Here is a 22,713-nt window from a genome sequence, read left to right as displayed (position 1 = left end):
GCACGGATGCCCCGGGTTCGACGAGGGATCGGACCCGGGGCACGTGTACTTCTCTGCCCGTGCCGCGGCGGATGCGCCGCAGCGTCCCGTGCGTCAGCGCGATACGGCGATCACGTTGTTTCGGTACGCCCAGATGACGATCTGCACACGGGTACGCACCTGCAGCTTCTTGCAGATGTTGCTGATGTGCGACTTCACCGTGCTCTGTTCGAGGCTGAGGGAATCTGCGATGTCGTTGTTTCCCAAGCCTTGTGACAGCAACTGCACCACATCCATCTCACGCGCACTGAGACCGTGATCCGATCCGGAGCGCGCCGTGGACATCGGTGCCGGCTTGCGCCTCGCGAACTCCACGATCAGTCTCGACGTCAATCTCGGCGAGAGCACCGAACCACCTTCGGCCACGGTCAACACTGCCGACGAGAGCTCTTCGGGATCGGCGTCTTTGAGCAAGAACCCTGCGGCACCGCTGTCGAGCGCCTCGAAAACGTACTCGTCGAGATCGAACGTGGTGATCACGATGACGCGGGTCCCGGGAAACTCGGCAAGGACCTCCCGAGTCGCAGTCAACCCGTCGCCGTGCGGCATTCGGATATCCATCAGCACGACGTCCGGTCGCAGTGCACGCACCTGCTCGTACGCCTCGACTCCCGTCTTGGCATGCCCGACGACGCGAATCTCGGGGTGACCGGAGAGAAACAGCTCGAACCCCTGCCGTACCACCTGCTGGTCGTCTGCAATAAGGACATCGATCATGCGTTGATCCTCCCGTTCACCGGCACCAGTGCCTGCACAGCCCACTCACCTTCCGAATTCGGTCCGGCGTCCAGTTGACCACCCATGAGCGTCGCGCGTTCGCGCATTCCCACAATTCCGAGGTTTTGCCCGTCGGAGGCCGGGCGAGCATTCCCGAGAGTATTGACCACCCGTACCCTCACCGCACCGGCTTCTCGACTCAGACACACCTTGGACTCGCTACCCGGCGCATGGCGAAGGACGTTCGACAACGCCTCCTGCACGATGCGGTAACACGTCAACTGGACTCCGCTGTCCAGGTCGTCGAAGCGGCCGACCTTCTCCAACGAGATCGACGAGATGGTGCGCTTGCAGTCGTCCACCAACTCGTCGATGTCGGAGACCATGGGCGTCGGGAAATCGGGGTCTTCCTCACCCAGGCGAAGTATCCCCACGATCTGCCGCAAGCTGTTGAGGGCCCGCTGTCCCTGCTCGATGACGCCGCCCAGAAGGGCTTGCGCTTGTTCGGGATTGCTCGAGAAGAACTTGTCGGCGGCACGAGCCTGGATGATCATGCCGGTCATGTGGTGGGCAGCGACGTCGTGCAGTTCACGTGCCATGTCCTGCCGTTCGGCGACAACGGCATTCGCGATCTTGCGTTCGCGGTCCCGGTGCAGATCCGCTACTGCCTGACTGTTCTCCACTGCTTGTTTTCGCAGGCGCGCGACAATCTTTCCCATGGCTGCGACGACCAGGAAACTCGTGACGGTGTTTGCCGCCGGTTCGAGGAACAAGTGAGGCAACTCCCCCACCTGAACCTCGGCGACCGTCAGCCCGTCCCGTTCGGTGAGATACATCGCCAAGATCACGTCCATCGCCATTCCGAGGACCAGCAGTCCGACCAGGCGCATGCCTGTCACTCGGATGGACACTGCCATGATCGCGAACCAGAAAAGCGGCGTGGCCCCCAGCGATCGACTGCCGAGGAAGAGCATCAATCCGCCGGATCCTGCCAACGTCAGGAGGTAGTACGCGATCGGGTACCGCCGGCGCGCACACGCCACAACGGTCAACACCGTCAGGAAACCCATGATGCCGACGACGGTTCCCGGATCGCTCAGCACTCGATTGCTCGTCTCGGGTTCAGTCTTGAGACTGGCGAGACCGAACACCCACGGCACACTCAGCAGGCCGACGATCACGGCCGCCGTGGCCGGGTTGTTCAGGTTGAAACGTCCCCACCCTCGCGATGCCAGGGCTTGCCCCGGGGCATTCTGACCAGCCGAGTCGAACATCCACTCCCCATTCCGCATCCGATGATTGACGTTCATGGTGGCATGCGCGCACCACTTGGTCCCACATTCGGCGAACGTGAAGGGAATGTTCGATTCCCGGCTCCTACCAAAGCACTAGTTGAAGGTGAAAGGCCTAGTACTTATGGCTCAGCTGAACTGCTCGACCAACCGGTTCACCATGTTGGTTGCGCTGTAGTAGTCGAGACGGAAGGTGTCCAGACCCACGGCATAGACATGGTGGTCACGAATTGCAGGATGCTGGGCCAACAGGGGAAGTGCCTCGACCGCTTTCACCGCACCGTCGTCGGCGCTGACCAGGATCAGGGTGTTGCCCGCGATACCGTCGTAGAGGTTCTCCGCCGAGACCTGAATGATGTCCTTGCGCTTACCCATGGATTCACTGCTCTTCGCGGACTCGGGAATGTCGGCGACCGTGAAACCCATCGCCGTGAGCAACTTCGCCTGCCCGGACTCGTGCGTCCAGATATTGGCGCCGCTGCCGTCCTCGTAGTAGACGAGCGCGGTGGTCGGCTGCGGGGGAAGTGTGATCTTGGCCTTCGCGGCCTCTACTGCGCTGTCGAACTTCGCGACCGTGGCCGCCGCGTTGTCTTCGAGACCTGTCGCCTTACCCAGCACAGCGGCGACTTCCTGCCAACTACTTCCGCCGTAGTCCACCACGATTGTCGGCGCGATGGCCGTGAACTGTTCGTACAGATCGACGACGGAGTCACCTCCAGTTGCCGAGACGACGATCAGGTCCGGGTTCTGCGCCAGAACGGATTCCGCGTTCGCACCGCCCATCGGCAACACTGCAAGTCCGCGTTCTTCTGCTATGTCGCCCCACTGTGTGAACAACCCCTGCGCATCCGAGACGTCGGTGTTCGGTCCCGTCGATGCGGTAGCCACCACCGGAGCGTCGATCGACAACAGCGTGCCCGTCAGCGTCACACTGGTCGAGACGATCCTCTCCGGCTTCGACGTGATCTCCACCGGCCCCTTCGGCGTTTCCACGGTACGCGGCCAATTACCCTGCGATGCAGCTGAGTCAGCATCGGAATCGGCATCCGCAGAACTACAACCGACGAGGGCGAACCCTGCCACCAAGACTGCGGAGAGCACCTTCAGGGTGCGTGATTTTTTCATTGTGACGCCCACTGGCGGACCACTCCTCGAATTCAAAAGCCCATCAAATTAGGTTAGGCTGTGCTCATGCTAACTCAGGCGGTGACCGAATTGTCCGCTACCCTCGCAGCCTCGCCCGACATCGAGACGTCCTGGAATCGGATAGTGCAACAAGGAACGCCGATCATCGAAAGCATTGATACACAGACTGTTCGAGTTACGTTCCTCTGGCGTCAGCCCGAGGAGACCGAGGTCGAGCGCGTTTACCTGGATGCAAATTCGCTGACCGACCATCACGCAGAACAACTCAGCGTGATGCAGCGACTCGGCGACAGTCCGGTGTGGTTCTACACCGCCGAAGTCTCGAACACCTGGCGTAGCAGTTACAGCATCATCCCGGTACCGAAGTCCGTAGTCGACGAGTTCGACTATCCGGGAGCAGGCAAGGAAGACTCGACCCGCCGCACCCGCTGGTTGGGGTTGCTCGAGCACCGAATTGCCGACCCACTCAATCCGCTTTCCGCAGGTGTGGACACAAGGCGTTCCGTCGCCGAGATGCCCTCGGCGCCGGTCCAGTTCGGTTGGGATGCTCCAGTTTTCAGGAAGTCGATACAGCTCACCTGGGCTAGTTCGACTTTGGACGTCGAGCGGCCGGTGTGGATCTACGAGACCGTGGACGACGGATTGACACCGCTCGAAGAACGGCCGCTCGTGATACTTCTCGACGGGCGTCACTGGGCCGAGGTCATGCCGGCAGGCGCCGCGTTCGATCGTGCGGTCCAGACCGGCAAACTGAAATCCTGCGTTCTGCTGGCCATCGATTCCGTTGACAATCAACGCCGTTCGCAGGAATTGCCGTGCAACCGCGACTACTGGAGTGCAGTCGTCGACGAACTGCTTCCGCAGGTGCGCGCCGTCACACCCTTCTCGTCTGATCGAACGCGAACGGTGGTCTCGGGGCAGAGCTTCGGCGGCCTGGCTTCGATGTTCGCAGCACTCGAATTCCCCGAACACTTCGCGCTGGTCGCCAGCGGGTCCGGTTCGTTCTGGTGGCCAACCGGATTGAAGCGCGGGGAAGACGGCCCGCCGGGTGGAGACATAGCCGCACGGATCGAGCGCGACGGCGTACCGGACGGTTTACGCGTTGTCCTCGAAGTAGGTAAGCACGAGTCCGACATGGTCGGGCACAGCGCAGCGGTCGCACAGGCACTGAAGGCCGCAGGAGCGCAAGTATCGTGTCGGATCTTCGACGGCGGCCACGACTGGTTGTGCTGGCGCAGTGTCCTTCTGGACTCCGTTGTCGAACTGATCGGCAGTCCGTGAGACAGACCACGCTCTAGGCCGGCTCGATGTCACCAAGCTTCCAAGTCCGATCGAAATACGGTTCGAGCGGTCCGTAGAAGCGGAAGTACGAGAACCAGTGCTGACCCGCAATGGTCTGAACCCAATTGGGTTCCTTCCCTACCGGAGCTGTAGGTCCGTAGTAGAGATCCACCGAACCGTCCTCGTTGACAACAAGATCGGGATCTCGCGAGCCACGGTCGCCTCGGCCCTGCTGGTTGTCGACAAGGCAGCGTGTGTCGACCGAGTAGACCGTCGCGGACCAGAACAACTTTGCCGGGACATCGGCGGGTACGTGGAGTGTGTAACTCTTTCCTCCGTCCAACCAGTGCCCCTCGGCGTCGGCGTAGCTACCCAGATATGCCTGCCCGAGTCCGGGCGTCGTACTCTTCATCGCCTCGGAGAAGGTGACCGCCTCGTAGAACCACGACGCGCGTTCGTAGAACTCGTCGTAGTTGTCCCCTCGCTGAGCTGAGTTGTCCAGGACAATCGCCAAGTCCCACTGGCGATCCGGCCAGTAGCGCGAACCGGGGAAGCGTTTGACGAACGCATTCGCCTGGGCGAACACCTCCCCCACTTCGACGGCCCGTTGCAAGATCTTTCTCACTCGATCATCCGGGGGCGAAGGGCTTGCCCTTCTCAATCCCCAGCTGCCGAAGCCACGCCATCGGGAAGCGGTCGCGCTCTTCGACAGGTTCGTCCTGCACGATGTCGTGCAGGAGTTCCCAGTATCGAAGGTCTCGCGGCTGAATTCCGCTCCAGGGCTTGCCGTCCGGTGAGACCAGACGCGTCGGACTCGGATTCTCACGATCGGAGTACGGGTACACCCGGACGGCGTCGACCAACGCGTCCGAGCGCGCCGGGTCGGGATCGAGCGTGCGGAAGCCGAACATGATGTGCATCATCGGGGAGTGGACAACGGTGTAATCGCCTGTGTCCTCGGCACTCTGGCCTGGGCCGACTACCAGGGTCTTGCCACCCTTGCCTGCATCGGGGCCCATCTCACCGAGCACCGCGAATTCTCGTTGCCAGAAATCTGCGATGCCCCCGGCGGTCGGCCCTGGCGGCAATTCGATCACCAACGGCCCCGTTGCACCGAGATCGAAAAAGTTCAAGATGTACGGAGTCGTCGCGTTGGCGGTGATCAGGCCTAGTCGGTCACGATATGAGCGGTAGACGACGATATCGGAGGCAGTTGCTCCGAAGATGTTGGTATGCACGTCCATCCACTGAGCCCAGGACACGATGGGTATGGCCCACAAGTACGCCTGCACTGCTGTTTGGAAGTCGAGCTCGTCGAAGACCGTTGCGATGGTTTCGCGAGCGGGAAGCTCTCCGTCCCTCGGGACAAGTCCGCAGGAATACGTCAGTTCGATGTCGGCCATACCCAGATGGTGCTGGGAGAAACCTCGGCGCGAATCACCCACACCGGGTGAACCTCTAGTTCAGTGCGCCTCGAATGACGGCAGCCGTGCTGTCGAGGATTGTCCGATTGGGCGTGCGAGGTAGGGCGCGCAGGCCGAAGCCGTCGCCGCGATTTCGCGGAATGACATGCAGATGAACATGGAAGACTTCCTGCCCCGCAACAGCTCCGTCGGAGAGGTGCAGATTCACTCCGTCGACGGGGAGAGATCCGGTACGCATCGCCGCGGCGATCTTCTGCGCGACGGCGAAGATCCTGGCACCGTCGTCGGGATCGAGCGTGGACAATCCACTGGCATGGCGCTTCGGCACGACCAGGAGATGGCCGGATGTGAACGGCCGAATATCCATGAAGGCAAGAACGTTCGCATCGTCGTAGACGACACTGGCCTCGGCCTCACCGGCGATGATGGAACAGAAGATGCAGTTCATGGTCTTCGACCCCTGTGCGCCTTTTCGGTAGTGGTGACCACCGAAAAGGCGCACGGGGCGTAGCCCTTACAGAATCGGCGACGGCGCGTACGCCGCAGCTTCGGGGTTGGCGTCGACAAGTTTCTGCACCTCGGCGACAACGGCATCGACCTGAGCCGAAGCAGCACCGACAAAAGCAGCCTTGTCGGCCAGGGCCTCGTCGAGTGCAACGCGGTCGAGCGGCAAACGGTCGTCGGCGGCAAGACGATCGAGCAGGTCGGGCTCCTTGCCCTCTTCACGCATCGCCAGCGCAACTGCGACAGCATTCTCCTTGATCGCCTCGTGTGCGGTCTCGCGTCCGACGCCGGCGCGGACGGCGGCCATGAGCACGCGCGTCGTGGCGAGGAACGGCAGATACCTGGTCAGTTCCTTCTCGATGACGGCCGGGTACGCGCCCATCTCGATCAGCACGGTCAGGAAGGTCTCGAACATGCCGTCGATCGCAAAGAACGCGTCCGGGAGCGCGACGCGGCGCACGACGGAGCAGAAGACGTCGCCCTCGTTCCACTGTGCACCCGCAAGCTCAGCTGCCATGGAGCCGTATCCGCGCAGGATCACCTGAAGTCCGTTGACTCGCTCGCACGAGCGGGTGTTCATCTTGTGCGGCATCGCCGAGCTGCCGACCTGGCCGGGCTGGAAGCCTTCGGTGACCAACTCGTGGCCGGCCATCAGGCGGATCGTGTGTGCAAACGACGACGGTCCCGCGCCGACCTGAACGAGCGCGGAGATGACGTCGTGGTCGAGGGAACGCGGGTACACCTGGCCGACGCTGGTCAACACGTGAGCGAATCCGAGGTGCTCCGCAACCTTCGCTTCGAGCTGCTCGAGCTTGGCCGCATCGCCGTCGAGGAGGTCGAGCATGTCCTGAGCGGTCCCCATCGGGCCCTTGATCCCACGAAGCGGGTACCGGTCGATCAGCTGGCGCAGACGCGTCAGTGCAACCAGCAGCTCGTCGGCGGCCGAAGCGAAACGCTTGCCCAAGGTGGTGGCCTGAGCTGCGACGTTGTGCGAGCGGCCGGCCATAACGATGGACGAGTACTCGGCAGCGCGCTCACCCAGACGGGCGGCGACGGCGATGCCGTGGTTGTAGACGTGTTCGAGAGAACGCACGATCTGCAGCTGCTCGACGTTCTCGGTGAGGTCGCGGCTGGTCATGCCCTTGTGGACCTGCTCGTGCCCGGCAAGTGCGTTGAATTCCTCGATGCGTGCCTTCACGTCGTGGCGGGTGACCCGCTCGCGGTCCGCGATGGACTCGAGGTCGACGTTGTCGATGACACGCTCGTAGTCGTCGATGGCGTCGGCCGGAATGTCGATGCCCAGCTCTGCCTGCGCACGCAACACCGCCACCCACAATTGACGCTCGAGCACGATCTTGTACTCGGGAGACCACAGAGCAACGAGCTCCGGGCTGGCGTAGCGGTTGGCAAGGACATTCGGGATGCGGCTCACGAGGCCTCAGTCTAACGGGGGCCAAGCAGTGCCGTTACCCCCGATAGAGACCGAGCTAGACCGGCGGCGCCATCACGTCGATCGATTCCAAGAGCATTCCCCTGGCCAACCCCCGTGGGTCCGGGTCGTACTCCCCCAGAGCCGTGATCATCGCGCCGTCCACCATCGCGACAAGACGGCGCAATTGCCCCTCGGGAGCCGACCGGCCCGAGCGTCGAAGCGCATCGGTCAACAGGTCGTCGAGCTGGGCTCGTAGGCGCAACTGCACGTCACGAAGTGCGGGATGACGGGCACACGCGACGAATCGTTCGTAGCGCGAGATCAAACGCTCGCGGCTCTCCGGCCGCTTCTCTTCGTCTCCGAGCAGCAGCTCGACCAACAGTTCGACGGTTGATTCCGCGCCCCGCCGACGTTGGGTCACCGCAGCCACTCTGGCGCGCATCGCTTCCATGTCGGCGTTGCCGTTGAGCTCGACGGCACACGCGATCAGATCGTCGAGTGAGTCGAAGTAATAGGTCGTCGAAGCCAGTGGAAGGTCAGCTCTGGTTGCCACCGCTCGGTGACGAACGGCGTCGAACCCGCCCTCCAGCAAAAGTTCAGCAGCGGACGCCACCAGAGCTTGGCGACGTCGTTCGCCCTTGGGCGTAGCTGCAGAAGACACCACGACATCGTGCCAGCAGAGGGCACCTCCGCATGGCGAAACAGCTCGAAGACCCTGCTGTTTGTTACCCGAGCCACTTCTCGAGGCGGGCCAGTGCCTCCTGGATGTCGGCTGTCGCACCTGCGAACGAGAGTCTGACCATCCGGTTTCCGTGGACGGTGTCGAAATCGATTCCAGGTGCCAGCGCGACCCCGGTATCTGTCAGCAACCGGGCACACCACGCGGTGGCGCCCTCGTCGCCACACAGATGGCCGATGTCCGCGTAGACGTAGAACGCACCGTCGGCGGGAGCCAACTCGGTGATGCCCAGTTTCGGCAACCCGGTCAACAACAGTTCACGATTGACGGCGTACCGCTGAACGTGCCCGTCCAACTCGACCTTCGCCTCGTCCGAGAACGCCTCGACGGCGGCGTACTGAGAGATCGCGGGCGGACACACGGTCATGTTCGACGCGAGTCTCTGCAGCGGGCGCCGAAGATAGGTCGGCACCAACATCCACCCGAGTCGCCAACCCGTCATCGAGAAGTACTTGGACACCGAGCCGATCACGACGGATTCGCGTGAGGTCTCCCAGGCGCTCGACGTGTGCTGATCGCCGTATCCGATGCCGTGGTAGATCTCGTCCGAGATCAGAAGAGTTCCGTGCTGCTCGCACCACGTCGCCAATGCAGCGAGCTCCTCGGGCGAGATCACCGTGCCCGTGGGATTTGCCGGGCTCGCGACGATCAGACCGGCAGGCGGCGACGGCAAAGCCTCGAGCATTTCCACTGTCGGCTGGTATCGAGTTGCCGGCCCGCAGTCGAGTTCGACGACGTTGCAGCCGAGAGCGGCAAGGGTATTGCGGTACGCGGGATATCCGGGTCGAGCAACCACCACGGTGTCGCCCTCGTCGAACGCGGCCAGGAAGAGCAAGGTGAACGCCCCGGACGAACCGGTCGTCACCACCACGTCTTCGGCGTCGACGGCGATTCCCGATCGCTCGCTGTGGTAGCGCGCAATAGCCTCGCGTAGCTGCAGGATCCCGAAAGTCTCGGTATACCCGAGTAGTTCGGTGCCCAGAATCTCTCGCGTCGCACGTAGCACCGGTGCCGGCGCGGGCGTCGACGGTTGACCTGCCGCCAAGGTCAGGACGTCACCATGTGTCCGCTGACGTTCGGTCGCGGCCTTCCATACATCCATGACATGGAACGTCTGGATATCTGATCGACGAGATTCTGAGCGCACACTCCGACGGTAGTCGAACCGTGGTGCGGCAAGAAACGACGGCCACCCATTGTGACGATCCGACAGATTCAGGCGCTCAGCATGAGTCGATTCAACGAGACCTGGGCCACGTCCCTCGCGCAACATTGATCAACGACTTCCTTCGATCAAAAGGTGCATCAGATGAAAGCTCGCTCAGTGCCCACTGCGGCTCTGGTCACGATCGGCGTTCTCACGGTTGCCTCGTGCGGAAGCACCTCTGATCCTGGCGGCAATTCTTCCGGCGACTACGCGAAGGACGGCAGTTTCACCACGATCGTGAACACCGATCCCGGCAACCTTCATCCCCTGATCACCAATCTGACTGCCACGCAGGCGATCAACAGCTATACGAACGACTCGTTGTTGGCCATCGACCCCAAAACCCGCGCAGCGGGCTCGTATCTGGCCGAAAAATGGAGCGAGAACGGAACTTCGCTGAACTTCACCCTCAAAAAGGGGATCACGTGTGAAGACGGCACGACCTTCACTGCCCAGACAGCGGCAAACAACATCAACTGGGTCGTCGACACGACCAACGGCTCGCCGTGGTTGGGAGCATCCGTACCCGAAACTGCGGTAGCAACCGCTGATGGTGACGAGCTCACGATCAAGACAACGGAACCCGCGCCCTTCCTCCTCGAGCGCATCGGCGCTCTCAAGATGGCGTGCCAGGCAGCCCTCGACGACCCTGCCAGTGTTCGAGGCAGCAGCAACGGAACCGGACTGTTCAAGATCACCGAAGTAGTGGCCAACGATCACGTCACGCTCGAACGCCGCGACGGATACAACTGGGGGCCGAACGGCGAAACCACGTCGGACACGCTCGGAGTGCCCAAGACGGTCACGATCAAGGTCGTGACCGACGCCGCGACGACGGCGAATCTCGTCCTCACCGGAACGGTCAACGCGGCCCCGGTTGCCGGCGCGGATATCGAACGTGTGGAAGCTTCAGGCCTCGAGTCGATGACGTCCAACACCCTGAGCGGACAGTTCATCTTCAACCACAATGCGGCTCTCCCCACCAAGGACGAAGCCGTACGCACCGCACTCGTGCAAGCGATCGATCTCGACGATTACACGGACATCAACACCGGTGGCAAAGGCTCACGAGCTACGGCACTGGCAGTAGTCGATCCGCGGGCGTGTGACTTCGACAGCGTCACCGGTGTAGTTCCGAAGTTCGACATGGCCGCTGCGAAAAAGACTCTTGCGGACGCCGGTTGGAAACCCGGATCCGACGGTGTCCTGACCAAGGACGGTCAAGCGCTGCAATTGACGGTCATCTTTGCCAACTACCGCGACACCACCTCTGCAGCAGCAGAATACGCGATGAAGCAGTGGCAGGAGCTCGGCGCGAAGGTGGAGCTTCGTGGTGGTGACAACAACTTCATCATTTCCAACACATTCGCAGCGAAAGACCTTACGTCATGGTCGATCTCGATCGGACTGACCGTCCAGAGCGATACCCCCAGCATCTTCGTTCCGTACTTCGCCGGCCCCACCCCACCGTCGGGTGTCAACTTCGCATCGATCGACAATCAAAAGTACGCCGAACTGGCGGCGAAGGCCTCGGTTCTGCCCGGGCAGGAATCCTGCTCGGTGTGGAAGGAAGCGGAACAAGCACTGTTCACCTCGTCCGACGTCATTCCGGTGTCCACGTCGCCGAACTTCATGTTCTTCAACGGCGCAACGGCCCTGTATGCACCAGTTGGCGGCACCCTGGCCGGCCCTGGCATTCGCGTTCTGAAATAAGCCGGAAGACAAAGCTTTACGTCTGCATCTATTTCTCCGATTCGAAGGATCTACATGACTGACCGTCCATTTGTTCTCGACGACCTCCACCGTGTGGTCACGCCCACTGAGACCTCAATCTCTCCCGACGGCACCGTGGTCGTCTTCGTTCGCTCGGAAATTGTTGCCGGAAAGGCAACTACATCGCTCTGGGCGGTGTCCCGCGATTCCCAGGCTCACCGCCTCACCGCAGGGCCCGCCGATTCTGCCCCTCGGTTCTCTCCGGACGGAACCTCGATTGCCTTCCTGCGTAAGGTCGGCGACTCCGCGCAGCTGCACCTGATCCCGCTCGCCGGTGGCGAGGCCGAAACTCTCACCACATCAGCATCACTCCCCCTCGGCGCCGGTGCAGCAGCCTGGAGCCCGGACGGAAATGCCATCGCGTTCGCCGCTGTGGTCTCACGCTCGGACTCCGCCGATCCGAATGCTCCCATCGTCACCGACCGACTCGGATACAAGGTGGACGGTGCCGGTTGGCTCGGCACCTTCCGTCGCCACCTTCACACCGTCGATCTGGAGACGAAGGCAGTTCGACGGCTCACCGACGGTGATTGGAATGCCGACGTTCCGTCCTGGTCGCCCGACGGCACGGCCCTTGCCTTCACCGCGAATCTCGAACCGGACAGCGATCTGAACCTCACGTTCAGCGCTTACCGCATCCTCGTCGACGATCTGTCGGTTCCCCCGCAGCGACTCGGTCATGCCACCGGAGTGCAGGGCTCCACACTGTGGCATCCGCAGGGAGATTCGGTCGTCGCCATCGGCACTCCCGAGGTCCGTGTCGGAACTGCAGACCTGATCCGGCTGTCCGTCCCCGGCCCAACCGAGACACCGGTCGACGTCACCCTCACAGCTCATCTCGATCGCAACGTGATGCCCGGTGCACCCGGTTACCCCGGCGGCACACCGGCACTGTCGAATACTCGCGACGAAATCGTGTTCTGCCTACGCGATCGTGGATGGACGCATCTGTACGCGGCGGACATCGAAACCGGCACCTCTCGATCCCTCGTCGCCAATCCCAACGAGGTCGTCTCGGCGCTCTCCGTTGCCCGTGACGCCCGCGTCGCCTCCGTCATCGTCACCACGCAGCAGTCCTTCGGCGAGGTCGCACTCGTCGATCTCGACAGCGGCGCGGTCACCACGCTGACGAAATTCACCGCAGAAGCACTCCCCGAGGTGACACTGTTTGCCGCCGAGGAACGCGAGTTCACCATCTCCGACGGCCGCACCGTGCATGGTTGGTTGCTGTCCGCTCCCGAAACCAGTGGTGCCGCACCCCTTCTGCTCGACATTCACGGCGGACCGCACAACGCGTGGACCGGCGTTGCAGATACCTATCACCCCGCCCACCAGGTTCTCGCCGCCCAGGGTTGGCGCATCCTGACCCTCAATCCACGTGGGTCGGACGGGTACGGCGCAGACTTCATGTACGCCGTCAACGGCGCCTGGGGTACCTCCGACCAAGCCGACTTCCTCGAGCCGATCGACGCGCTTGTCGCCGAGGGACTTGTCGACGGGGACCGTCTGGCGATCACCGGGTACAGCTACGGCGGATACAGTACGTGTCACCTGACGTCCGCGACGGATCGTTTTGCCGCTGCAGTTGCCGGCGGGCTGATCTGCGATTTCAACGCCATGGCCGGAGTCTGCGATTTCGGTCCGCACCTCGCGTCACTCGCCACCGGCACGACTGTTCCCGAGAACTCCGCGGGGCTCCTGGCAGCCTCACCGCTCGCCGCTGTAAAGAACGTGGTGACCCCGACGCTGATCCTGCACGGAAAGTCGGACGAGCGGTGCCCGCTGGGTCAAGCCGAGGCCTGGTTCGCCGCACTGCGCCAGCAGCATGTACCCACCCGCCTGGTGGCGTATCCCGGTGCAAGCCACGGGTTCCTCGTCAACGGTTCGATCTCGCACCGAATCGACTACAGCACACGGCTCATCGAGTGGGTCAAGCGATACACCTCCGCGAAGCTGCCCAAGGCCGGCCTGGCCAACGCGTCTGCCGGAGCCGACGCGTGGAAGCGTTCGCTGGACGTACTGTGTGAGCGTTACGGCGTCACCGGTGCTCAATTCGGGATTCTCACACTCGATTCCAGCGGCAAGGAAATCACCCGCACGACGGTTGCTTCCGGCGTGATCAATGCAGACACCGGGGTCGAGGTATCCACCGACTCCCTGTTCCAGATCGGATCCATCACCAAGGTATGGACCGCGATGCTGGTCATGCAGCTGGTCGACGAAGGCTTGCTCGACCTGGACGCGACCGTCCGGTCGATCCTGCCCGATTTCGCACTGCAGGACGAGGAAACAGCTGCCCGCATCACGGTTCGCGCACTTCTGAACCATCGCAACGGAATCGACGGTGACCTGTTCATCGACAAGGGTCGCGGCGACGACGTCGTCGAACGCTACGTCGAGGGCCTGCGTGACTTCCGTCAGGTTCATCCACTCGAGGACGGCTTCGCGTACTCGAACTCCGCGTACGTCCTTGCAGCTCGTATCGTCGAGGTTCTTCGCGGCGGCATCTGGGACGACATCCTCAAGGAGCGGATCATCGATCCGCTCGGCCTCGCGCACACACTCACGTTGACCGGAGATACACCGAGATACTCTGTGGCAGCGGGTCATACGGGGAACTCCGTCGTGATGCCCGTCTGGCCGATCACGCGCTCGATGGGGCCCGCGGGTTGCATCACTGCCAGCATCGGAGATCTACTCACGTTCGCGGAACTCGGTCTTCTCGAAGGACAGAGCGTCGACGGCGTACGGATCGTGTCGGAAAAGTCAGCCGCCGCGATGCGCACACCCGAAATCGACATCAGCGAACTGTTCCCGGACAAGTCGGGTTGGGGCTTGGGCTGGTTCCACGAAACCTGGTCGGGCGAAGAGATTTTCGGGCACGACGGCAGCACCATCGGCCAGCACGCGTATCTGCGCATCTTCCCCCGCCACAATGTCGCGATCGCACTGCTGACCAGCGGCGGCAAGGCCGACGGCCTCTACCGTGATCTCTTCACCGAAGCCGCGGCCGCGTTGGTCGGACTCGAACCTCCGCAAGCCCTCGCCCCGAACCCCGCGAGTGTGGAGTCGATTCCGGATTCGGTTCTGGGAAAGTACAGCTCGGGCGGAATAGCAATCGAGTTCCGTCGTGGAGAGTCCGCTGACGAGGCCGTGATCACCGTCATCGGCGACGTAATCCCGAATCCCGAGGAAGACGAGACAGCTCCGAAGAAGCCTGCAACGGTAGCCACTCTCGTACCGTCGCAGATCCCGGGGACCTGGACCACCCGTCAACCCGGGGCCGCGGGTTGGACGACGGTACGGCCGCACCGAGACGGAGTGTACGTCGGATTCCGCTTCCTACCACGGGTTAACGCGTGACGATGACCGATACACATACGATGACGGAAACACAGAACGCCGAAACACAGAACGCCAGCGAACTCGAGGAATCAAAGATGCAAGAACAGCTTCAAGAACTCGTCGATCAGTGGAGGGTCGAGGCAAACATCCCCGGCGTCTCGGTCGGCATCGTTCACGGCGACAAGGACATCGTCGTCACCAGTGGCATCGAGAGCGTCGAAACCCAACTCCCGGTCACCGACAAGACGATGTTCATGATCGGCTCCACCACAAAGGTGTTCGCCGCAACAGCCGCGATGGCACTCGTCGAGGACGGCCTACTCGATCTCGACACCCCGTTGGTCGAGTACGTCCCCGAACTGACCTTCGCCGACGAAACAGCCACGCGCACAGTCACGATGCGTCACCTCCTCACCCACACCGGCGGATTCACCGGCGACGCGGGCCTCTCGGCAGGCTGGGGCGAAGACGCCCTGGGACGCTCGGTTTCACGGCTGAACGAACTGCGACAAGAATTTCCCGTCGGAGAAGTCTTCTCCTACAGCAACTCCGGATTCGTTCTCGCCGGACATGTCGTGGCCAAGATCAGCGGACTGACCTTCGAAGAGCTGGTCAAGCAGCGCGTGCTCGACCCCCTCGAAATGAAGAACTCGGCCTTCCTGCCCTGGGACGTGATGACCCACCGGTTCGCACTCGGTCACTACATCCGCGACGGTGTGCCGTTCGTGTCCAACGAAACCGGACTGGACCGCGGCATGATCCCTTGCGGCGGAATGTGGTCCTCGGTGCGAGACCAACTCGTCTGGGCACGTTACGCACTGTCTGGCGAACACCCCGGCGAAGGACAGCCGCTCGACGAGTCCACCCGGTTGTTGATGCAGAAGCCGCAGCGTCCCGCCGCGATGATGTTCGAAGAAGTCGGCCTGGGATGGCTGTTGACTCGATACGGAACCACACAGGTAGTACGGCACGGCGGAAACGTGAGCAACCTCCAGGTCTCCGAGTTCATGACAGTGCCCGAGAAGAACTTCGCCGTCACCGTGCTGACCAACGCCCTCGGCGGCGGAATCGGCAAGAAGATCGTCGACTGGTGCATGGCCAACCTCACTGAACTACCCACGCCGGCATCCCTCGACGTGGTCGAGCCCGAACCCGCTGCCGTCGACGCAGTCCTGGGCAAGTATCAGGCCGGCTCACTGACGATGACCGTCGCCCCCGGTGACGAGGGAATCGGCATCCGGATGGGCAGCGCGCAGGATCTCGGTGAATACGAGGACATCGTCTGGCCGCCGGCAATCCCGATCGCCTTCCTCAACGACCGTGACTTCGCTGCGCGCGCCGACACCACCCGGGCGTTGGGACGCTTCGTCACCGACGACACCGGTCGCGCCGTGATGCTCGAATTCGGCGGCCGCACCGCCAAGCGAGTGGCCTGATCCTCTAGACGGGTGACGCGGTCCGATTACGGGACCGCGTCACCCGTCTTCGTAAATGCACAGCCGAGAAGGTACAGACTGGACGCCATGAACTTCATCGGCGAGTCGATTCTGCACCCCTCCCGGTGGAGCGTGCGTGCCCGTTCGACCGTGGCTTCGACACTCGTGATCGCCTTCTGCCTGGTGATCGCCGGGCTTGCACTGGTTTTCGTGCTGGCAAACTCCCTGCATCTGTCCGCGCTGAACAGCTCCGACGCTCGCGCCACGCAATTGGTCCAGCAGCTCAACGGAAAAAACCCGGCCGATCTCGACCCTTCGCTTCTGTCCACAGACAGTCAGATCGGAATCGTGCAGATCGTCGACGCCGATCACCGAATAGTCGCCCAATCACCTGGAACCGACAGCGACCTCCTGTCCGAACGTTTTCTCGGCCCTGACGAGTCGGACGCTCTCGGAAGGGTCAAGAAGTCCGACGACGAGGACTACTGGCTGATCGGGCGAGGCGCTCAGACGGCGACCGGACCAGTCACCGTCTTCGTCGGCGCCGACCGCGAACCGGTTGAAACCGTGGTGACGACCGTTGCCGTTCTGCTGGCCATCGTCGGACCTCTGGTCCTGGGGCTGGCAGCGTTTGCCACCTACCGCCTCGTCGGTTCGGCCCTCGCTCCCGTCGAACGCATCCGCGCTCGGGTAGCATCGATTTCGAGTGGGCGTCAAGGTGAACGAGTGCCTGTCCCGTCAGGGAACGACGAGATAGCCCGACTGGCAACAACAATGAACGACATGCTGGCGCGCCTCGACGAAGGTGCGCTGGCCCAGCAACGATTTGTCAGCGATGCCTCACACGAGTTACGCAGTCCGCTGTCCACGATCACGACGGCCCTCGAACTGGCACACCGACGCCCGGATCTCCTCGACGACGCGCTGATCGAAGACGCACTACTTCCCGAGGCGCGCCGGATGCGGCAGTTGATCGAAGACCTGTTGATTCTCGCGCGCTCTGACGAAAGCGAACTCGAAAAGTTCGGCATCGTCGTCGACGTCGACCTCGATGACATCTTGTTCGCCGAGCAGAAAAGGATCGACGGTATCTCCGCAGTTACGGTCGCCGCTGCCGTGGCTCCGGTTCGGGTCTCCGGAGACCCGAGAGCATTGACGCGGATGGTGCGAAACCTCGTGGACAATGCAGTGCGGCATGCGGAGACCCTCGTGTATCTCGAGTGCTCCGAAGCCGGAAACGAAGCCCACATCGTGATCGAGGACGACGGGCCCGGAATCCCTGCAGCAGAACGCGAACGAATCTTCGGACGCTTCGTCCGCCTGGACCAGCCGCGGTCGAGGCAGGGAGGCGGGTCCGGACTTGGACTCGCCATCGCGTCGGAAATAGTTGCGGCGCACCACGGAACCATTTCCGTCAGCGAGAGGGTGGGCGGTGGAAGTCGATTCGAGGTGACGATTCCGGTACCGAACGACTGACGATCAGGCAGTGCCGACAAAGCGGTACCCGACGCCTCGGACCGTTTCGATGCTCTGAGTTCCGAACGGGAGGTCGAGCTTCTTACGAAGGTAACCGATATACACCTCGACGATGTTCTCGTCACCTTCGTAGTTGGTGTCCCAGACAGAGCGAACGATCTCGGTCTTCGTGACCACCACACCATTGTTGCGCATCAAGAATTCGAGAACGCTGTACTCCCTTGGCGTCAGGGTCAATTCGATTCCCGCTCTGCTCACCTGATGTTTGGCCGGGTCGAGGGACAGGTCTCCAACGGAGAGTATCGCCGGACGTTGTGGAGCGCCGCGACGCACCAGTGCGCGCAGCCGAGCGAGAAGCACGACAAACGAGAATGGCTTGACCAGGTAGTCGTCGGCGCCGAGATCGAATGCATCAGCCAGGTCGTATTCGCCGTCCTTTGCCGAGAGCATGAGGATCGGCGTCCAGATCTCCCGGGCGCGTAGATCCCGCACGATGTCGTACCCGTGTTTGCCCGGCAACATGATGTCGAGAACGATCACGTCGAATTCGTCACTGCACGCAGTCGCGAATCCGTCGTCACCGTTGAGTTCGACGGCGGTCACGAATCCCTCGGCCACCAATCCCCGCCGGATCGTCTCGGCCAGGCGCACTTCGTCTTCGACCACCAGTACTCGCACCACCGGCCCCGTTTCGTCGCCACGCAGTTGTTCGGATGCACCCAGTAGAGCAGACGGTAGACCCAGAGCCGAGTTCCGTTCAGCGTTTCTTCAGCTTCGGCTCGTCACACTGCATTCATGCCTGCAACTGTGTCGACCGTGCGAAACGTGGTCACCGAAGTCCTGACCGAGAGCACCACCGCAGAGATCGCGGTTGCCGCAATCGTGGTGGCCGCAGCTCTGTTCGCGTTCGGTTCGATCTACCGAGCTTCCGGCGTTCGGTCTACAGCCCTTCGCACGTGCGGACTCGTGCTTGCACTGGTGACGCTGTCGATCCAGGTGTATGGAAGCGGGTGGTTGACGAGCTTCGACGGGCCGGTGACCGACTGGATGGTCGATCATCGGAGCGGCGCCCTGAACCAGATCGCGGTCGCCGTCACAGATCTCGGTAGCCCGGTCGCCACCGCGCTACTCGGGATCACCTGCGGAGTGCTCATCTCATGGCGAGCGCGTTCGGTCGTTCCGGGCTTGATCGTGATCGGAACCGTTGGCGGGGCGGCGGTCGCCAGCACGGTAATCAAAGCGCTCGTCGGTCGCGAACGTCCGCCGACCAACATCCAGGTTCTTCTCGAGACCGGCCACTCGTTCCCCTCCGGTCACGTGACGGGCACAGCAGCGCTGTTCGGCATTGCCGTTCTCGTTGTGAGCGTCGACCGAACAACGGCCGTCAAACGCCTTCTGATGCTCCTCGCCGTGACGGTCACCGTCGTCGTCGCGCTGACTCGCCTCTACTTGGGTGCGCACTGGCTCACCGACGTCATCGCCGGAGCCATTCTCGCGACGCTTGCCGTCACGGTGGGTGGAGCCCTCTTCCGATTCGTCGGCACTCACAACCAAGCTGAATCGACTACTGCTGCAATGCGCTCTGCAGAACCTTCAGCACTTCACGAGCCGCAGTCGGCCCGGTATTGAGGTAAAAGACGTCATCGTCAACAGCGACGGCGTGGTTGGCGACCACACCACGTAACTGCGCCCACAACGGCGCGTTCGTCAATGTCGCCGGGTCCCCGCCCTGCACGCCGTAGAAGATCCAGTCGGCGTCCGCCACGTTCAACTCTTCTTCACTGATGTCTCGGGAAGTGTCGTCGAACTGCTGCGACTGCGGACGGGTCAAGCCGGCATCCTCGGCGATACTGCCGGTGAACGAAGGAATACCGAAGATGCGCAGACGATTTCCGTTCTGGCGCGTGAACGACACCGTCGGCGGCGACGAGAGGGAAGCACCGAGGGCCGCGGCATCGGTATTGAAGGTATCCAGCAGTACCGTCGCCTGCTGCGTCTTACCTACCCCGTCGGCAACCAGCAGGAAGTCCTGCTTCCAGTAGACGCCGGTTCCCTGTGTTGCCACCGTGGGTGCGATGGCAGAAAGCTGGTCGTACAGCGAATCAGCGTCCTTTCCTGCAACATTCATCAAGATCAGGTCAGGATCGAGCGTGACGATCGCTTCGAAATTCGGTGTGAAGCGTCCACCTGCGTCAACGACATCACTTAGCTGAGTACGGAATTCGGGGTATGCAGACAACAAGTACGGAGGCACCAGGTCCGCACCGTCACCACGCGTCGAACCTGCGGGCACGACACCGAGCGACAGGAGAGCATCTGCTTGCCCGGTCGAGATGACGACAACCTTTTCGGGCTGCGATTCGATCGTGGTGTCCCCTTTGAAGTGTGAGACGGTACGAGGGAACTCGCCGTCCGACTTTCCGCTCCCCATTCCAACCGGGACTTCTCGCGGAGCGACAAACGCAGAGTCCGCCGGAGCCGACGCACTGATCTCGGCATCTGTGGGCGACGCGTCCTCGCTCGAGCAGCCACTGAGAGCTGCCACCAATGTCAGTGCGCCGATCAGCATTACACTGCGTGACTTCTTTCGAAAATTCATGATCGTGTCCCGTACGTCGTGAAGCATGACAGCTTCATCTTCCGTCATGGTTAGGTGACCCTACCCTTTGAAGAACTGTAAACTATATCTGTGTCAGATACAGTTCCAGGGCGTGGATCACACGAGGTCGATCGCTACTCCGATCGCGTGCCCACCGCGGAAGAAGCATCGAGATCACTCATCGCTGCGGCGTTCGAATTGCGTCGAGCGCTGCGGGAATACATGGATACGTCGGGTACCGACGCGACTCTGCCAGAGGCACAATCCGAAGTACTTCACGATGTCGCACACCATCCGGGCACTCGCATCGGGGCCGTGGCCGATCGCCTCTCCAGACGCCCGAACACCGTCAGCACGCTGGTGCGCATCCTCTCCGACAAAGACCTGATCGAGCGGCGACCCGATCCCACGGACGGCCGAGTGAGCACACTTTTCGTGAAGGACGAGCGAAGCGCGCGACGAGACCGTCGATCCGAACTACGCATCGGCGTTCTCGCCGAAGAATTGGCGGCCCTCGACGAGGGCGACCTCGACACATTGACCACTGCCGTCGGTATCCTCGACCGAGTCAATCGATCATTGCGAGATCACGCACCGCGGTGACACTCCGGGACATACAGAAGCGGTGCGGTGCAGCACCTGCCGCACCGCACCGCACCTGCTGACGAGTTACCGCCCTAGTTCATGTCGTTCGCAATGATGTTCTCGATATTCCGTTCGGCCAGAGCGGTGATGGTGACGAACGGATTGACTCCCACATTGCCCGGTACGAGGGATCCGTCCATGACGTACAGACCCGGGTACTCCGGCAGACGACCGTAGCCGTCGGTCGCCTTGCCGAGCACACAACCGCCGAGGGGGTGGTACGTCAACTGATCGCCCCACGTCTGCGTCGGGCCGAAGAGGTCGGTCCGGTAGATCGTGCCTTCCTTCTTGTTGATCTTGTCGAAGAGCTTCTTCGCCATGTCGATCGACGGCTGGTTCTGCGAGCGCTGCCAGTTCAATCCGACTTTGCCTGTTGCCGAGTTGAATTGGAACTGAGCGCGTTGCGGATTCTTGGCAATCGCCAAGTACAGGCTGACCCACAGTTCGGTACCGGCCGGGAAGGGTGCGATTTCCGCAAAGACGGGAGCGGATGTGTCGGCCCAGTTGTCGATACCCATCACGGGGATCGCGGACTGCTTCGCACCGGTGGCGTCCCACATGTGATTGGCGCGGCCCACCATCACGTTGCCGTTGTGACCCCATTCCTGTCCAACTGCACCCGGCAAATTCGCCAGCTGCCCTTGCGCTTTCATCGCGACCAGGAGCTTGCTGGTCCCGATACTGCCGGCCGCGAAGAAGACCTTGTCCGCCGTCACTGTCTTGGTGCCGACGGTATTGCCCTGCTCGTTGATCTGGTTCATCACCACTTGATAGCCACCGCCGGTCGCGGCCGGGGCAACCGAGGTCACGACGTGCAGAGCTGAAATGGTGAGCTTGCCGGTGGCGGATGCCGCAGCGAGGTACGTCTTGTCCAGAGACTTCTTTCCGGCATTGTTGCCGTAGATGACCTCACTGACCAGAGCGGACTTGGTGACCTGGCCGGCAGCTTCCTGCTTCATGTAGTTGAAGTCGTAGACATTCGGCACGAACGTTGTTGTGTAACCGGATCTCTCAGCGGTCTTTCGCCCCGTCCGCGCGAACTTGTAGTACTCGGTCGATTCGAACCAGGCCGGGTCGATGTTGTTGACTCCGAGCGCAGCGTTCGCGCGCGGGAAATACGTCGAGTACATCTCGTTGGAATCGACACCGGGCAGGATCTCTTCGAAATAGTTACGCTTGGGTGTGACGGCCATACCGCCGTTGACCAGCGACCCACCGCCGACCCCTCGGCCCTGGTAGACCTTGATCCCGCCGAAGTCCTCGGCGTCGAGAACACCGACGTAGCGGCTGATGTTCTTGTCCACCGAGCCGCCGGAGAAGTGTGAAACCGGTTGAACTGTACGGTCTCTGAGCCAGAAGGACCGACCGTCGGGCGAGAGCATCGGGCAGAAGATCTTGCCGTCGGACCCTGGTGTGGTCCACGACTTCCCCATCTCGACCATGTGCGTGTCGATACCGGCCTGTGTCAGGCGAAGTGCCGCAACGGCACCGCCGTATCCACTGCCGATCACGAGCGCGGGGACACGGTCTCCGTCGTTCAATGCTCGTCTGGGCGCAGCGGCCGCCGTGGTCCACGAGGACGAGAGTGCGGCGGCCCCCACAGCTAATCCTGTTGCTGCCAAGAAGTTTCTACGCGAGAGCGTGGAATTGGTACGTGC

Annotated in this window: 19 protein-coding genes; 7 read left to right on the top strand and 12 right to left on the bottom strand. The window is 62.1% G+C overall.

The genetic code is table 11. The annotated features are described in order from the left end of the window. Positions 1–93 precede the first annotated feature (93 nt). The 3 genes from P0M12_RS17340 to fepB form a co-directional block, all read right to left on the bottom strand. Positions 94–756 (bottom strand): response regulator transcription factor, encoded by a 663-nt coding sequence (locus P0M12_RS17340; RefSeq protein ID WP_003945911.1) that lies wholly within the window; start codon positions 754–756, stop codon positions 94–96. Further along, positions 753–2,030, bottom strand: coding sequence for a histidine kinase (locus P0M12_RS17335; RefSeq protein WP_007734428.1), 1,278 nt, complete (start codon positions 2,028–2,030; stop codon positions 753–755). Before P0M12_RS17335 ends, P0M12_RS17340 begins: the two co-directional genes overlap by 4 nt. A gap of 147 nt (positions 2,031–2,177) precedes the next feature. Further along, positions 2,178–3,173 carry a Fe2+-enterobactin ABC transporter substrate-binding protein gene (gene fepB, locus P0M12_RS17330; RefSeq protein ID WP_037132295.1) on the bottom strand — a complete coding sequence of 332 codons (996 nt, stop codon included), beginning with the start codon at positions 3,171–3,173 and terminating at the stop codon, positions 2,178–2,180. 66 nt (positions 3,174–3,239) lie between these two features. Here fepB and fes point away from each other — a divergent pair, with 66 nt between their 5' ends. Then, positions 3,240–4,475 carry an enterochelin esterase gene (fes, locus tag P0M12_RS17325; protein ID WP_070162186.1) on the top strand — a complete coding sequence of 412 codons (1,236 nt, stop codon included), beginning with the start codon at positions 3,240–3,242 and terminating at the stop codon, positions 4,473–4,475. A gap of 13 nt (positions 4,476–4,488) precedes the next feature. Here fes and P0M12_RS17320 read toward each other — a convergent pair whose 3' ends face one another. The 6 genes from P0M12_RS17320 to P0M12_RS17295 form a co-directional block, all read right to left on the bottom strand. Beyond that, complete coding sequence (locus P0M12_RS17320; RefSeq protein ID WP_277376620.1) at positions 4,489–5,100, bottom strand: DUF1214 domain-containing protein; 612 nt, start codon at positions 5,098–5,100, stop codon at positions 4,489–4,491. A 4-nt stretch (positions 5,101–5,104) separates the two neighbouring features. Beyond that, complete coding sequence (locus P0M12_RS17315) at positions 5,105–5,878, bottom strand: DUF1254 domain-containing protein (RefSeq protein ID WP_277376618.1); 774 nt, start codon at positions 5,876–5,878, stop codon at positions 5,105–5,107. 55 nt (positions 5,879–5,933) lie between these two features. Then, positions 5,934–6,347, bottom strand: a complete 414-nt coding sequence (locus tag P0M12_RS17310; protein WP_065456106.1) for an HIT family protein — start codon at positions 6,345–6,347, stop codon at positions 5,934–5,936. Positions 6,348–6,413: 66 nt separating this feature from the next. Then, entirely contained in the window at positions 6,414–7,835 is a 1,422-nt protein-coding gene (gene purB, locus P0M12_RS17305) for an adenylosuccinate lyase (RefSeq protein ID WP_003945775.1), read from the bottom strand. Between the two features lie 55 nt (positions 7,836–7,890). Beyond that, positions 7,891–8,496, bottom strand: coding sequence for a TetR family transcriptional regulator (locus P0M12_RS17300; protein ID WP_003945736.1), 606 nt, complete (start codon positions 8,494–8,496; stop codon positions 7,891–7,893). A gap of 64 nt (positions 8,497–8,560) precedes the next feature. Beyond that, positions 8,561–9,721 (bottom strand): pyridoxal phosphate-dependent aminotransferase, encoded by a 1,161-nt coding sequence (locus P0M12_RS17295; protein WP_037132442.1) that lies wholly within the window; start codon positions 9,719–9,721, stop codon positions 8,561–8,563. Positions 9,722–9,883: 162 nt separating this feature from the next. Here P0M12_RS17295 and P0M12_RS17290 point away from each other — a divergent pair, with 162 nt between their 5' ends. The 4 genes from P0M12_RS17290 (at position 9,884) to P0M12_RS17275 (ending at position 17,811) form a co-directional block, all read left to right on the top strand. Next, positions 9,884–11,494 (top strand): ABC transporter substrate-binding protein, encoded by a 1,611-nt coding sequence (locus tag P0M12_RS17290; protein ID WP_042452661.1) that lies wholly within the window; start codon positions 9,884–9,886, stop codon positions 11,492–11,494. Between the two features lie 54 nt (positions 11,495–11,548). Further along, the gene (locus tag P0M12_RS17285; RefSeq protein ID WP_277376616.1) at positions 11,549–14,917 is read left to right on the top strand and encodes a serine hydrolase; all 3,369 of its coding nucleotides are present in this window, start codon (positions 11,549–11,551) and stop codon (positions 14,915–14,917) included. 20 nt (positions 14,918–14,937) lie between these two features. Continuing rightward, positions 14,938–16,335, top strand: a complete 1,398-nt coding sequence (locus tag P0M12_RS17280) for a serine hydrolase domain-containing protein (RefSeq protein WP_007734413.1) — start codon at positions 14,938–14,940, stop codon at positions 16,333–16,335. A gap of 87 nt (positions 16,336–16,422) precedes the next feature. After that, positions 16,423–17,811, top strand: coding sequence for a HAMP domain-containing sensor histidine kinase (locus P0M12_RS17275; protein WP_277376615.1), 1,389 nt, complete (start codon positions 16,423–16,425; stop codon positions 17,809–17,811). Between the two features lie 3 nt (positions 17,812–17,814). On the opposite strand, the gene P0M12_RS17270 is transcribed toward P0M12_RS17275, so the two are convergent. After that, positions 17,815–18,489 (bottom strand): response regulator transcription factor, encoded by a 675-nt coding sequence (locus P0M12_RS17270; protein ID WP_037132434.1) that lies wholly within the window; start codon positions 18,487–18,489, stop codon positions 17,815–17,817. A 117-nt stretch (positions 18,490–18,606) separates the two neighbouring features. Between P0M12_RS17270 and P0M12_RS17265 the strand changes: the two genes are divergently transcribed. Next, positions 18,607–19,440 (top strand): phosphatase PAP2 family protein, encoded by an 834-nt coding sequence (locus P0M12_RS17265; RefSeq protein WP_277376614.1) that lies wholly within the window; start codon positions 18,607–18,609, stop codon positions 19,438–19,440. Here P0M12_RS17265 and P0M12_RS17260 read toward each other — a convergent pair. After that, positions 19,376–20,458 carry an ABC transporter substrate-binding protein gene (locus P0M12_RS17260; protein WP_231917208.1) on the bottom strand — a complete coding sequence of 361 codons (1,083 nt, stop codon included), beginning with the start codon at positions 20,456–20,458 and terminating at the stop codon, positions 19,376–19,378. The genes P0M12_RS17265 and P0M12_RS17260 overlap by 65 nt on opposite strands. A 42-nt stretch (positions 20,459–20,500) precedes the next feature. Between P0M12_RS17260 and P0M12_RS17255 the strand changes: the two genes are divergently transcribed. Continuing rightward, positions 20,501–21,013: a MarR family winged helix-turn-helix transcriptional regulator gene (locus P0M12_RS17255; RefSeq protein WP_231917207.1), complete on the top strand. Its 513-nt coding sequence runs from the start codon at positions 20,501–20,503 to the stop codon at positions 21,011–21,013. Positions 21,014–21,087: 74 nt separating this feature from the next. Here the strand turns inward: P0M12_RS17255 and P0M12_RS17250 are convergent, their stop codons facing one another. Beyond that, entirely contained in the window at positions 21,088–22,656 is a 1,569-nt protein-coding gene (locus tag P0M12_RS17250) for a GMC oxidoreductase (RefSeq protein WP_007734403.1), read from the bottom strand. Between the last annotated feature and the right edge of the window lie 57 nt (positions 22,657–22,713).

Source organism: Rhodococcus sp. RCBS9 (genome assembly GCF_029457415.1).
In the GTDB taxonomy this organism is placed as follows: Bacteria; Actinomycetota; Actinomycetes; order Mycobacteriales; family Mycobacteriaceae; genus Rhodococcus_F; species Rhodococcus_F qingshengii.
This window is presented reverse-complemented; position numbering and strand designations above follow the sequence as displayed.

Excerpts from the sequence above, each read along its gene's own strand:
- P0M12_RS17340 (WP_003945911.1), bottom strand. The coding sequence starts at position 756 with ATGATCGATGTCCTTATTGCAGACGACCAGCAGGTGGTACGGCAGGGG.
- P0M12_RS17335 (WP_007734428.1), bottom strand. The coding sequence starts at position 2,030 with ATGTTCGACTCGGCTGGTCAGAATGCCCCGGGGCAAGCCCTGGCATCG.
- fepB (WP_037132295.1), bottom strand. The coding sequence starts at position 3,173 with ATGAAAAAATCACGCACCCTGAAGGTGCTCTCCGCAGTCTTGGTGGCA.
- fes (WP_070162186.1), top strand. The coding sequence starts at position 3,240 with ATGCTAACTCAGGCGGTGACCGAATTGTCCGCTACCCTCGCAGCCTCG.
- P0M12_RS17315 (WP_277376618.1), bottom strand. The coding sequence starts at position 5,878 with ATGGCCGACATCGAACTGACGTATTCCTGCGGACTTGTCCCGAGGGAC.
- P0M12_RS17310 (WP_065456106.1), bottom strand. The coding sequence starts at position 6,347 with ATGAACTGCATCTTCTGTTCCATCATCGCCGGTGAGGCCGAGGCCAGT.
- P0M12_RS17290 (WP_042452661.1), top strand. The coding sequence starts at position 9,884 with ATGAAAGCTCGCTCAGTGCCCACTGCGGCTCTGGTCACGATCGGCGTT.
- P0M12_RS17285 (WP_277376616.1), top strand. The coding sequence starts at position 11,549 with ATGACTGACCGTCCATTTGTTCTCGACGACCTCCACCGTGTGGTCACG.
- P0M12_RS17280 (WP_007734413.1), top strand. The coding sequence starts at position 14,938 with ATGACGGAAACACAGAACGCCGAAACACAGAACGCCAGCGAACTCGAG.
- P0M12_RS17275 (WP_277376615.1), top strand. The coding sequence starts at position 16,423 with ATGAACTTCATCGGCGAGTCGATTCTGCACCCCTCCCGGTGGAGCGTG.
- P0M12_RS17265 (WP_277376614.1), top strand. The coding sequence starts at position 18,607 with ATGCCTGCAACTGTGTCGACCGTGCGAAACGTGGTCACCGAAGTCCTG.
- P0M12_RS17260 (WP_231917208.1), bottom strand. The coding sequence starts at position 20,458 with ATGACGGAAGATGAAGCTGTCATGCTTCACGACGTACGGGACACGATC.